The 12,164-nt window shown below is 58.3% G+C and carries 9 protein-coding genes and 1 pseudogene; 7 read left to right on the top strand and 3 right to left on the bottom strand.

Going from position 1 to position 12,164, the window contains the following annotated elements:
• Positions 1-58: 58 nt before the first annotated feature.
• Positions 59-1,342, bottom strand: coding sequence for a hypothetical protein (locus tag HU743_RS01815; protein WP_186646507.1), 1,284 nt, complete (start codon positions 1,340-1,342; stop codon positions 59-61).
• Between the two features lie 28 nt (positions 1,343-1,370).
• Here HU743_RS01815 and HU743_RS27100 point away from each other — a divergent pair.
• A pseudogene (locus HU743_RS27100) lies at positions 1,371-1,523 on the top strand (RES domain-containing protein); the annotation flags it as partial.
• A 213-nt stretch (positions 1,524-1,736) separates the two neighbouring features.
• Here the strand turns inward: HU743_RS27100 and HU743_RS01810 are convergent.
• Both HU743_RS01810 and HU743_RS01805 read right to left on the bottom strand, forming a co-directional pair.
• On the bottom strand, positions 1,737-4,337 hold the full coding sequence (locus tag HU743_RS01810) for a hypothetical protein (protein WP_186646505.1): 2,601 nt from the start codon (positions 4,335-4,337) through the stop codon (positions 1,737-1,739).
• 332 nt (positions 4,338-4,669) lie between these two features.
• Positions 4,670-5,029 carry a hypothetical protein gene (locus HU743_RS01805; RefSeq protein WP_186646503.1) on the bottom strand — a complete coding sequence of 120 codons (360 nt, stop codon included), beginning with the start codon at positions 5,027-5,029 and terminating at the stop codon, positions 4,670-4,672.
• Between the two features lie 621 nt (positions 5,030-5,650).
• Here HU743_RS01805 and flhA point away from each other — a divergent pair.
• The 6 genes from flhA (at position 5,651) to HU743_RS01775 (ending at position 12,162) form a co-directional block, all read left to right on the top strand.
• Positions 5,651-7,780, top strand: a complete 2,130-nt coding sequence (gene flhA / locus HU743_RS01800; RefSeq protein WP_186552037.1) for a flagellar biosynthesis protein FlhA — start codon at positions 5,651-5,653, stop codon at positions 7,778-7,780.
• Between the two features lie 11 nt (positions 7,781-7,791).
• Positions 7,792-9,132 carry a flagellar biosynthesis protein FlhF gene (flhF, locus tag HU743_RS01795; protein ID WP_186552038.1) on the top strand — a complete coding sequence of 447 codons (1,341 nt, stop codon included), beginning with the start codon at positions 7,792-7,794 and terminating at the stop codon, positions 9,130-9,132.
• Between the two features lie 116 nt (positions 9,133-9,248).
• Positions 9,249-10,079 (top strand): flagellar synthesis regulator FleN, encoded by an 831-nt coding sequence (gene fleN / locus HU743_RS01790; RefSeq protein WP_003222917.1) that lies wholly within the window; start codon positions 9,249-9,251, stop codon positions 10,077-10,079.
• Positions 10,076-10,816: an RNA polymerase sigma factor FliA gene (gene fliA / locus HU743_RS01785; protein WP_016771059.1), complete on the top strand. Its 741-nt coding sequence runs from the start codon at positions 10,076-10,078 to the stop codon at positions 10,814-10,816. The genes fleN and fliA overlap by 4 nt, the downstream gene beginning before the upstream one ends.
• A 167-nt stretch (positions 10,817-10,983) precedes the next feature.
• On the top strand, positions 10,984-11,355 hold the full coding sequence (locus HU743_RS01780; RefSeq protein WP_024012118.1) for a chemotaxis response regulator CheY: 372 nt from the start codon (positions 10,984-10,986) through the stop codon (positions 11,353-11,355).
• An 18-nt stretch (positions 11,356-11,373) separates the two neighbouring features.
• Complete coding sequence (locus HU743_RS01775; protein WP_042607546.1) at positions 11,374-12,162, top strand: protein phosphatase CheZ; 789 nt, start codon at positions 11,374-11,376, stop codon at positions 12,160-12,162.
• Positions 12,163-12,164: the final 2 nt, after the last annotated feature.

Raw genomic sequence — 12,164 nt, 5'->3', positions numbered from 1 at the left:
CTTGCTCGCGAAGAGGCCAGTCCAAACAGCAGATAATCCCAAGCAAAACCTCGCTATTTCATTCCCCGGCAAAAGTTGTGGTAAATAAATCCGTCCCCTTTTTCCCAGTGGTAAATAAATCCGTCCCCTTTTTCCCCGTCCCCTTTTTCCCCTTTTTCCGGTCCCCTTTTTCCGACTGCAAGATTTCACCGACCACATTGGCAAAGGTGCGTTTGGATGACAGCGGCGGGCCGCCGTCTTTTTTGGTCAACACATAGGAAACATCCGCCTTGCCCATGGCAATGGCGCGAACATCGGCGTTTGGCACCATCAGTTCAAGGACGCTCGGAATATTGTCGATTGGCGTGGGCTGGCTACGGTGAACCAACTGTTCGCCCTGAAACGGCGTACCGATCCAGGTCATCACCAGGGTATCGCCAATATCAAAATCGTCCGTGCGGACATGAATCTGTACCGTGGCATCGGCCTTGCCCAGCGTGATCAGGTCGATCACCTCATTGATCGATTCCTTGATAATTGGCTGCTCCAGCCGCCAGGCGCCGGCATCGACCAGTACCGTGGTGCTCAAAGAGCGCTTCTGGCACCAGTTCCAGACCTCATCGCGCATCTCATACTCCACCGTCAGCGCGTTACTGTCCCCCCCGGCGAGAATCGCCTCCTGATCGGCGACAATGATGATGGGGTCGGCGCCATCGACCTGCTTTTGGGTCACCACATGAGGAGCAAGACGGACACTGCCCCACCAAAGATAAATGACATCGCGCAAATAGATACCGGGATAAACCGGCACGGTCATCGGCACACCTTTTTCCGCCCATTCGGCGGTGACGCCGTTCTGAATCACATCGTCTGGCAATATGACCGGTTTGAACTCCGAGTGACCGGGCAGATGAGGAAATTTATCGTACCCACCCGGCTCGTCGAGCTTGACCAGCGGTCGCAACGGCACCGAAGGGTCATCAGGTGTGGTCGAGCCTTTGCGGGTCAACCGGTAATAAACTTCCTCGACCCAAACGGGCTCGAGAGGATCGGGTTTGATCGGATCGGTGGGCAGATAGAAAAACAGGCGTTTATCAACTTCATCGGCCCCCACCTCTTTGTCCCAGATCTTCAGTGCGCCCCAGTAAATAGCGTGCTGATCTCCGGCTTGCATGCCGATGTACGGATCGATGACGCACAGCACGCCGTCGGGATAGTCGCTCACCACAGCAATGTTGATGCCCCCGTCGCCATCCACCACGGGTCGGGTCATGCCCGCAATAAACAATGGCCAGAGCGCGAAAAGTCCAAGGTCAGTATTGGGCTCGATCAGAGGAAACAGAAGGGAATTGAAAGTGCTCATGGGCACCGTTCCTGCCTTGGAATAATGGCCTTATTTACGGTACAACTCCGTGCGTCTGCAGGGCAACTACTGCTGGGCGCTGATGCCCCCCAGACCCATCTTATCGGTCATTCAAACAGCCCACTACGAGATGATCTGGAACGGATCAATCACCAGCGTGAATAAAGTCAGCGTTGCTTGACGACGTGACCGGCTACGGGTGTCCCTTTTTCTTAGTTTTAACGATAAGACCCTGGTGCGCCTTCCGGAGCATGAAACGACAGACCACGATTGGTCTGTCCCTGGTTTTCCTGTCCCTGGTTTCCGCTCAGGCCTAACAGCTTTGTATAAAAGCATTAAAAATAGATGCAGTTTTTAAAGCCAACAGAATCAAGCAATAATAAATATTTATATACTATTCCAAGCGTTCAATTCTTATATCATCTAAATCATATGAGGCGCCTTCCACAACACCGGGAGTAAAGGCAAATCTAAAGTGATACCGTGAACCCGATGCATCGAAACCGTAGGTAATCGACACAGAGTGACTTTCCCATCCGATTGTCGGCTGCCTTATTTCTACATACTCAGCTTTATACCCAGCATATATAAGGATATTGTGTCCCGCGTGGCTTGATCGGAATTTGAAACTGATTTTGTATCTACTTCCGTTTACTAAGTAGCTGTAATCTTTAATTATCCCGTCAAACCATGAGTCCTTGTCCGGAATCAGGCGAACAAAATAGTTACCCCCTTCATTTACTAGCTGAGTTCTAACCGGCTGCCACCCATTCCAATCCCCACCATCAAAAGAGGTGTAGTCAACGACCGTAATGGTCCGAGGTGGTTGAGAGGTGTGTCCCGCGCCATACAGCGCCTTGGCGGTAAAACTGTGATGTCCAGGACTGAGGGCGTATACCGGCAATACCCAGATCCCTGTCGCCGTGTCTACAGTCGGCTCGCCTTTCGGCGTGTCACCATCCAACACTTGCACCCTCTGGCCTTTTTCCGCTGTACCGGTCAGTGTCACGCTGTAGTAGGTGGTGGAACCTGCGTTGGGAATCTCGACGTCTTTGGAGTCCTTCACTGAGGTGATTACAGGCTTGAGCGCCACGATATAGGTTCTCACCGGTAAGGTCACCGCTTCGGCTTCCACCTGACTGCCTCCCAGCGCGGCCTTGAACTCCAGGGTCAGGCTTGAGCCGTCCTTCAACTCTTGCAGCTCGGCCTTGTCGGTTGCGTGCTCATAGCGGCCAGCGGCGATCCAGGTAGGGTTGGTCTGCCCGCTCGGCGGCTGAAACACTGTTTTGCTCCAGGCAGTATTGTCCGCCTTCGTGCCCTGCAGGCGCAGCCACACATACTGACCCAGCGCAATCAGCGGCCAGTTGAGGATCCGGATGACGGCATTTTGGGTAAGACTGGTCACGTCGAATTCCGGACCTTCGCCATTGTTGGCGGCTTGGAGGATGGTGGGTGCACGCAACGCGCTGTCGGGCAGCCGCCCAACCGCCAGGGTACGAAGTTGCGATGGTACCGGTTCACTGCTGCCACCGGTCACGGTGTAGCTCACCGTCACCGGTTTGCCGAGGTTGAAGGCAATGACCGAGTTCACTAGCGCGATCTCCTGCACCCCGACCGTCGTCACCGGCCACGGCGCGGTGGTGTGCGAGCCGCCGGCAGGCGTGCCGGGGGCGCCGGTCCAGGTCACGGTGATCTTGTCTCCGGCCAGCATCCCCACATAGTCCACCAAGGCCGTGAGGCCGGTCTGGGCGTCCACGGGATTCAGGCTGGTGTCGTTCGGCGCTTCCTTGATTTTCGGCGGCAGCAGATCAACCGGAGCGGGTCCCGTCACCGTGGCGTTCGCGGGTTTCGAACTACCCACCAGATCGCCATTGGGCCTGCGCAGTTCATAGATCACATTGACGGTACTGTCAGCGAAGACCTTGTCGTTGGGCACCTCAAGAAACAGGGTTTGTTTCGCTCCAAACGGATCCGCTTCGACTTTGCCGCCAACTGTCACCACCACATCAGCAGGTTGCCCCGTGTTCGTCGCGGTATAGGTCGCGATAACGTCGTAGCCCACGACAAAACGGTTATCGGTTGTCAGAACGACCACTAACAGAGGATTGCCCGCGAGTCTTTCCAGATCAATGATGCTCGTGTCATCACCGGGATAATCTTCTTTGCGTTCCAGCAGAATCGGCATCGGCAGCAGGACTCCGTCCAGATCCTCATCCACGCTCTGCAACGGCGACCACGGGGCATCGGTGTCCGGGCCGTTGCCGATCTGGTCGGTGACGGTGTAGGAAAAATGCAGTTTGTGATCCAGCCGTTTCGCCTGGTCCAGAAAGGCGCGGGTGATGGTGAAGCAAATGGTGATGGGCGTTTCGTCACCGGGATTTGGCGGTTGCGGTGCCTGATTCGGATTGACCCGGGGCTTGGGTTCGAGCAGTTCGCCGTTGCACTTGAGGGTGATCAGGTCGTACGCGCGGCAATAGGGGTAGGCCACGCAGACGTCGGCGCTGACAAAGTCCGGGCCGACGCCATTCTTGATCTCGTCGGGCAGTAGCAGCTTGAGTTCGGAGTGGCCACCGGGGTCGGTCAGGCGATCCTTCAGGCCAGGGCGGATGCGGTTGTAGAGCATTTCAAAGGGTGGTTCGGAGGTGCCGATATTGCTGCTGCCGCGTCTGATGGTGTAGTACAGCTTGTTGACCTTGTCAGGATGCAGTCGGCCTTTTGGAATGCGCAACGTAGTGCGCACGTTCGGATCGACAATGGTTTCGCTGTCCAGCACAGCTGACTCACCCACAAGCCAAAGCTCCATGACATCGCCGGGATCCATGGTGCCCGACAACGGTGGATCGACGAGGACCACCGCGCCTTCACCGTCAGTGACCAGGTCATAGGCCACCAAGGGCACGCCGATGTGGGCACCTACCACGGGGGCAGTGTGACCGTTGACGATTGGCGGGCTGAGGACAAGAACGGTGTTGTCCGGTGGGGTTGAGGCGGCCATGATTGAGACTCCTGTGCGATGGGGGTAAGTACTGGCCTCATCAGAGCGCATGACTGCAGATTGCGCACCTGTCACATCTGACAGGTGTCGTTGGGTTTCGGACGAATGGTTCCGCTGGGCGAATCAACAAAACCCGCCGTCCTGGTTTTAGGGGCGGCGGGTTTTTTCTGTCTGGAAAGATGTGTTGCCTGTCAGTCAGCCTTCGCGAGCAGGCTCGCTCCCACAGGGATCTTCAATGACCGCAGGTTTTGTGTCCTGCAAGGATCAAATGTGGGAGCGAGCTTGCTCGCGAAGAGGCCGGCATGAACCCCGAATAACTCAGCCTGCCTGCATTACCCCGGCAACTCCAGATTATCCAGCACCCGATTCACCGCCAGCTCGCTGAGCATGATCAATTGCGCAATCCCCATCAGTGTCCGGCGTTGCGATGGCTTGACCAGCCCGGCGAATTCCTGGGCGATGGTTTTGGCGCAGGCGAGGGTTTCGCAGGCGTTGGCCAGCAGGTCTTCGTTTTTGGTGTCGGCGGTGACGGCATACATTGCGCGGCCGCTACGAGGCGGCGGGGTAGAGCCGGGCGGGCAGAGGTAGTGATCGAGGGCGCGGTCGGCGGCTTGGTGGAGTTTTCTTGAATCGAGGGATTCGTAGGGGGAGGTGGGGTCGGTTTCGGGTGGGTTGGGTGTGGGTTTGATCATGGTGAAGCTCCTGAGGTTATGGAGCCACTCTTTCCCTGTCGCTAAACAAGTGAAGGTGGCAGCTGTACGCAGGTTAGCGAACCGGTCACAGGCACCCCGGTAGACCCAAAGGTCTCCCGCATACAGCCGCCATAACGTAATTGCGGGCGAAAAGTCCCACAACGAAGCCACGAACGCTGATGCACTGAGATGGTCCGAGTCGCTAAACCCGATCACTGATTCGTCAGCGACCGATCCACAATAGATCCCGACCCCAAAGCGCACAAGCCGGCGGATTCTGGCTTGGCTGTAGGCAATGGCGCAAGGGTTCGTAGCCTGCAAGGCGTGTCTGGAGGTGTATTTTAAACCGCTTCGTTTAAACCAAAAAATTGCGTCGGACCTGATGGCCTCTTCGCGAGCAAGCCCGCTCCCACAGGGGACCGTATTCCAAATATCAGATTGAAATACATTCCAGACTGTGGGAGCGGGCTTGCTCGCGAAGGGGCCAGTCCAATCAGCAGATAATCCCAAGCAAAACCTCGCTATTTCATTCCTCGGCAAAAGTTGGAAGGCTTCTTGCAATAGCCGCCCTGCGCCCGTTCGGGGCGTCAAAAGTTTGCTTTAAAGGAACGGGGAAAACCGGTGGATCGCTCTCAGTTAATCAACACTGCTCGCACAAACGTTGCCGACCTCAGTCGGGGCAATCTGGGCGTGCCGTTGCTGCTGTTGGTCATGTTGGCGATGATGATGTTGCCGATCCCGCCGTTCCTGCTGGACGTGTTTTTCACGTTCAACATTGCGTTGTCGATCGTGGTATTGCTGGTCTGCGTCTATGCCCTGCGGCCGCTGGATTTCGCCGTGTTCCCGACGATTCTGCTGGTGGCAACGCTGATGCGTCTGGCGCTGAACGTAGCGTCTACGCGCGTGGTAATGCTCCACGGTCAGGACGGCCACGCCGCCGCCGGTAAGGTGATTCAGGCCTTCGGTGAGGTGGTGATCGGCGGTAACTACGTGGTCGGTATCGTGGTGTTCGCGATTCTGATGATCATCAACTTCGTCGTGGTGACCAAGGGCGCCGGGCGGATTTCCGAGGTGAGCGCGCGTTTCACCCTCGATGCAATGCCCGGCAAACAAATGGCGATCGACGCCGACCTCAACGCCGGTCTGATTGATCAGAACCAGGCCAAGTCCCGTCGCCAGGAAGTCGCCCAGGAGGCTGAGTTCTACGGTTCGATGGACGGTGCCAGCAAGTTCGTCCGTGGTGACGCCATCGCCGGTCTGTTGATTCTGTTCATCAACCTTATCGGCGGCATGGCCGTTGGTATCTTCCAGCACGGCATGACCTTCGGCGATGCCGGCCGGGTTTACGCCTTGTTGACCATCGGTGACGGTTTAGTGGCGCAATTGCCATCACTGTTGTTATCAACAGCGGCAGCGATCATGGTGACCCGTGCTTCCGGCTCGGAAGACATGGGCAAACAGATCAACCGCCAAATGTTCGCCTCGCCCAAAGCGCTGGCGGTGGCGGCTGGTTTGATGGCGGTGATGGGCCTTGTGCCGGGCATGCCACACTTTTCCTTCCTGAGCATGGCTGCGCTGGCTGCCGGTGGTGCATACCTGTTCTGGAAAAAGCAGAACGTCGCCAAGGTCGTTGCGCTGGAAGAGGTCAAGCGTCAGCAGGAGCTGCTGCCATCGCCGGCCCGCGCCATGGAAACCAAAGAGCTGGGCTGGGATGACGTGACGCCGATCGACATGATCGGCCTGGAAGTCGGCTATCGCCTGATTCCGCTGGTCGATCGCAATCAGGGCGGGCAATTGCTGGCGCGGATCAAGGGCGTGCGCAAGAAGCTCTCGCAGGATCTGGGCTTCCTGATGCCGACCGTGCACATCCGCGACAACCTCGACCTGGCGCCAAGCGCCTATCGCCTGACGCTGATGGGTGTGATCCTGGCCGAAGCCGAGATCTATCCGGACCGCGAACTGGCGATTAACCCGGGGCAGGTCTACGGCACGCTCAACGGCATCAACGCCAAAGATCCGGCTTTCGGCCTGGAGGCGGTGTGGATCGAAATCAGCCAGCGCGCCCAGGCGCAATCGCTCGGCTACACCGTGGTCGACGCCAGCACCGTGGTCGCGACCCACTTGAACCAGATTTTGTACAAACACTCCAGTGAGCTGATCGGCCACGAAGAAGTGCAGCAACTCATGCAGTTGCTGGCCAAAAGCTCGCCGAAACTGGCTGAAGAGCTGGTGCCAGGCGTGGTCTCGCTGTCGCAGTTGCTCAAAGTCCTGCAAGCGCTGCTCGCCGAACACGTGCCGGTGCGCGACATTCGCAGCATCGCGGAAGCCATCGCCAACAACGCCGCCAAGAGTCAAGATACCGCCGCGTTGGTGGCCGCTGTACGGGTTGGCGTATCCCGCGCCATCGTCCAAAGCATTGTAGGCACTGAGTCCGAGCTGCCTGTGATCACATTGGAACCAAGGTTGGAACAGATATTGCTCAATAGTCTGCAGAAGGCAGGACAAGGCTCGGAAGAGGGCGTTCTGCTGGAGCCAAGCATGGCCGAGAAGCTGCAACGTTCGCTCATCGAAGCGGCGCAGCGTCAGGAAATGCAAGGGCAGCCGGTGATCCTGTTGGTCGCCGGCCCGATACGCGCGATGCTCTCGCGTTTTGGCCGCCTCGCCGTCCCCGGACTGCATGTGCTGGCCTACCAGGAAATACCGGACAACAAGCAAGTGACCATCGTTGCGACAGTAGGGCCCAACGGCTGAGGTAGTGGTTTATGCAAGTTAAGCGTTTTTTCGCCGCCGATATGCGTCAGGCCATGAAGCTGGTTCGTGATGAGCTGGGCGCTGATGCCGCCATCATTGGCAACCGCCGCATCGCCGGCGGCGTCGAGCTGACGGCGGCGCTGGATTACAAACTCTCGGCACTGACGCCGCGGGTGCCGAACATGGAACTCGAAGACGAGTTGCGCAAGACCCAGTCGCGCATCGTCACCGCCCAGGCCGAATTGAGCATGCGCGGCGAAGCCGACGGCAACACCAATCGTCAGTTGTTCGCCGGGCTGCCTTTGACGGCGGGCCTGCCGCTGACCGCTGCCGAGCCGCTGAGCGAGCCGACCTACGCCGCACCGGCGCGTCCTGCTCCGGCGCCTGCACAAGCCTCCGCCGGGGTTGATCCGCGTGCGCTGGATTCGATGCGTTTTGAGCTGAACAGCCTGCGCGAGTTGATGGAAGTGCAGCTCGGCACACTGGCCTGGAATCAGTTGCAAGGCAGCCGTCCGGCCCAGGCCAATCTGTATCGCCGCTTGCAGCGCATCGGTCTGTCCGGTCCGTTGTCCCGCGACCTGCTGGCAATGATCACCGATATCGAAGAACCGCGTCAGGCCTGGCGCATGCTGCTGGCGCACCTGGCACGGATGATTGCCGTGCCGGAAGTCGAGCCGCTGGAAGAGGGCGGGGTGATTGCGATGGTAGGCCCTGCGGGCATGGGCAAGACCACCACGCTGGCCAAACTCGCCGCACGCTACGTGCTCAAGTACGGCGCGCAGAACGTCGCGCTGGTGAGCATGGACAGCTTCCGCATCGGCGCGCAGGAACAGTTGAAAACTCTCGGCCGCATCCTCAACGTGCCAGTGACCCACGTCGATCCGGGTCAGTCGCTGGTTCAGGCTTTGGATCCATTGCTGCGCAAACGCGTGGTTTTGATCGATACTGCAGGTCTGCAAGCCAGTGATCCGGCGTTGCGCATGCAGCTTGAGAGCCTGGCCGGGCGTGGCATTCGCTCAAAAAATTATCTGGTATTGGCAACCACCAGCCAGAAACAGGTTCTAACGGCCGCTTATCACAGCTACAAGCGTTGCGGGCTGGCCGGCTGCATTCTGACTAAACTGGATGAAACGGCCAGTCTTGGTGAAGTGTTGAGCCTGGCGATCAGTCATGAATTGCCGGTCGCGTACCTGACCGATGGCCCACGGATTCCGGATGATCTGCATCTGCCGCGCCGTCATCAATTGGTCAGCCGTGCCGTCAGCGTGCAAATGCAGGAAGAACCCAGCGAAGAAGCCATGGCTGACATGTTCGCTGATATCTATCACAGCCCGACCAAGCAGGTTGGCTGAGGTATTCATGAACAGTTTTTGTACCTACATCGATGGTCTGCCACGCATTGTTCCGATCCGGAACGCGCAGCCAGTAATGTGGCCTCCGTCTATGCAAGACAAGGTAAAGAAATAACATGGGCAGCATGCATCCCGTACAGGTGATCGCGGTGACCGGCGGCAAAGGTGGCGTCGGCAAGACTAACGTGTCAGTGAACTTGTCGCTGGCGCTGGCAGAGCTTGGCCGTCGGGTCATGCTGCTGGACGCCGACCTGGGCCTGGCGAACGTCGACGTCCTGCTGGGGCTGACACCCAAGCGCACGCTGGCCGATGTGATCGAAGGCCGTTGCGAACTGCGCGACGTGCTGTTGCAGGGGCCAGGCGGGATCCGCATCGTGCCGGCCGCCTCCGGCACCCAGAGCATGGTGCACCTGAGCCCGGCGCAACATGCCGGCCTGATTCAGGCGTTCAGCGACATCGGCGACAATCTCGACGTGCTGGTGATCGACACCGCTGCCGGTATCGGTGACTCAGTCGTCAGTTTCGTCCGCGCCGCCCAGGAAGTGCTGCTGGTGGTCTGCGACGAGCCGACCTCGATCACCGACGCCTACGCACTGATCAAATTACTCAACCGCGATTACGGCATGAACCGCTTCCGCGTCCTGGCCAACATGGCGCAGAGCCCGCAGGAAGGGCGCAACCTGTTCGCCAAGTTGACCAAGGTCACGGACCGCTTTCTTGACGTCGCCCTACAATACGTCGGCGCCGTGCCTTATGACGAAAGCGTGCGCAAGGCCGTGCAGAAGCAGCGTGCGGTCTACGAAGCGTTTCCGCGTTCCAAGTGCGCCCTGGCCTTCAAGGCGATCGCGCAGAAAGTCGACACCTGGCCGTTGCCGGCCAACCCGCGAGGCCACCTCGAATTTTTCGTCGAGCGCCTCGTGCAGCAAACCGCAGGGCCCGTGTTATGACCGCCAGTGGCATGAATCTGTACAAGAAGTCGGCGCGTGACGCGCAGTACGAGTTGATCGAGCGTTACGCGCCACTGGTCAAACGCATTGCCTACCACTTGCTGGCGCGATTGCCGGCCAGTGTTCAGGTGGAAGACCTGATCCAGGCCGGAATGATCGGCCTGCTTGAAGTCTCGACCAAATACGACGCCAGCAAGGGCGCCAGTTTCGAAACGTACGCGGGCATTCGAATCCGCGGCGCGATGCTCGACGAAGTGCGCAAAGGGGACTGGGCGCCACGCTCGGTTCACCGTAATACCCGTATGGTCAGCGACGCGATTCGCTCAATTGAAGCTAAAACCGGCCGTGATGCTAAAGATCACGAGGTTGCGGCCGAACTCCAATTGAGTCTCGACGATTATTACGGGATTCTGAATGACACCTTGGGCAGCCGCCTGTTCAGTTTCGACGACCTCTTGCAGGACGGCGAACACGAAGGGCTGCATGAGGATGGCGCCAGTGCTCATATGGAGCCGTCACGCGATCTGGAAGATGAACGCTTCCAGGCGGCGCTGGCGGACGCGATTGCCAATTTGCCGGAGCGTGAGCGACTGGTGTTGGCGCTGTACTACGACGAAGAGCTGAACCTCAAGGAGATCGGTGAAGTCCTTGGCGTCAGTGAATCGCGGGTCAGCCAGTTACACAGCCAGTGCGCGGCCCGTTTGCGGGGGCGTTTAGGGGAGTGGCGAGCGCGCTGAAGGCAGTGTGGGGACACTGCGAAACGAGGCTGGTGCGGTGATGAACGGCGCCGGTCTCGATCTGTTGTGTTCCAGACAAACTTCGAGTGCTATGCCGATTGATTGAAGTGGCGCGTCCAGGTGCTGGGCGCGTTTAAGACTGCTTGGAGGTCGAATTGAACAAAGACATGAAAATCCTCATCGTTGATGACTTCTCAACGATGCGGCGGATCATCAAGAACCTGCTGCGCGATCTTGGGTTCACCAACACCGTCGAGGCCGACGATGGCACCACCGCCATTCCGGTGCTCAACAGCGGCAGCATCGACTTTCTGGTAACGGACTGGAACATGCCGGGCATGACCGGTATCGACCTGCTGCGTCACGTGCGTGCCGATGAAAAACTCAAGCATCTCCCCGTGTTGATGGTGACTGCTGAAGCCAAGCGCGAGCAGATCATCGAGGCCGCTCAGGCCGGCGTGAACGGTTACGTGGTCAAACCTTTCACGGCTCAGGCGCTGAAAGACAAAATCGAGAAGATTTTCGAACGCATCGGCTGATGAATGCGCGGGGGAGCTATGGAGCATAACGAATCTTCACAGGGCGATTTTGAATCGACCCTGAAAAAACACGCGGTCGAACTGGTCGAAAGCCTTGAAAAAGGCAGGTTCGGCGACGCGGTGCAACTGATCCATGAGCTCAATCAGACCCGTGACCGCGGCCTGTATCAGGAAGTGGGCAAGCTCACACGTGAACTGCACAGTGCGATCGTCAATTTCCAGATCGATCCGCACATGCCGCAGGCCGAGGAAGTGTCGCAAATCACCGACGCCACCGAACGCCTGGGCTATGTGGTCAAGCTGACGGAGGCCGCGGCCAACCGCACCATGGATCTGGTGGAAAGCGCCACGCCGGTGGTCAACAGTCTGGCGGATGAAGCGCAGACGTTGAGTGCCGATTGGGGTCGCTTCATGCGTCGCGAGGTCGGGGCTGAAGAGTTCCGCGAACTGGCGCGCCGGGTCGACGGTTTTCTGTCACGCAGCAGCACGGACAACCGTGCGGTGTCGAGCAATCTCAACGACATCCTGCTGGCCCAGGATTACCAGGACCTCACCGGTCAGGTGATCAAGCGCGTGACCCAACTGGTCACCGAAGTCGAAAGCAATCTGCTCAAACTCGTGCTCATGGCCAGTCAGGTCGACCGCTTTGCGGGCATCGAACATGACCGCGCCGCAATGCTCGCCGAAAAAGATCCACAAAAACATCTCTCGCAGGGTGAAGGTCCGCAGATTCATGCCGATAAACGAGAAGACGTTGTGTCCGGTCAGGACGATGTGGACGATTTGCTATCCAGTCTTGGATTTTGATG

The sequence above is a fragment of the Pseudomonas sp. SWRI99 genome (genome assembly GCF_014270125.1).
Classification (GTDB): Bacteria; Pseudomonadota; Gammaproteobacteria; order Pseudomonadales; family Pseudomonadaceae; genus Aquipseudomonas; species Aquipseudomonas hamedanensis.
Note: the sequence above shows the minus strand (reverse complement) of the source record. Positions and strands in the feature narration are given on the sequence as shown.

Coding starts and splice junctions, on each gene's coding strand:
- flhF (WP_186552038.1), top strand. CDS start 7,792: ATGCAAGTTAAGCGTTTTTTCGCCGCCGATATGCGTCAGGCCATGAAG.
- HU743_RS01810 (WP_186646505.1), bottom strand. CDS start 4,337: ATGGCCGCCTCAACCCCACCGGACAACACCGTTCTTGTCCTCAGCCCG.
- fleN (WP_003222917.1), top strand. CDS start 9,249: ATGGGCAGCATGCATCCCGTACAGGTGATCGCGGTGACCGGCGGCAAA.
- HU743_RS01805 (WP_186646503.1), bottom strand. CDS start 5,029: ATGATCAAACCCACACCCAACCCACCCGAAACCGACCCCACCTCCCCC.
- HU743_RS01775 (WP_042607546.1), top strand. CDS start 11,374: ATGGAGCATAACGAATCTTCACAGGGCGATTTTGAATCGACCCTGAAA.
- fliA (WP_016771059.1), top strand. CDS start 10,076: ATGACCGCCAGTGGCATGAATCTGTACAAGAAGTCGGCGCGTGACGCG.
- HU743_RS01780 (WP_024012118.1), top strand. CDS start 10,984: ATGAAAATCCTCATCGTTGATGACTTCTCAACGATGCGGCGGATCATC.
- HU743_RS01815 (WP_186646507.1), bottom strand. CDS start 1,342: ATGAGCACTTTCAATTCCCTTCTGTTTCCTCTGATCGAGCCCAATACT.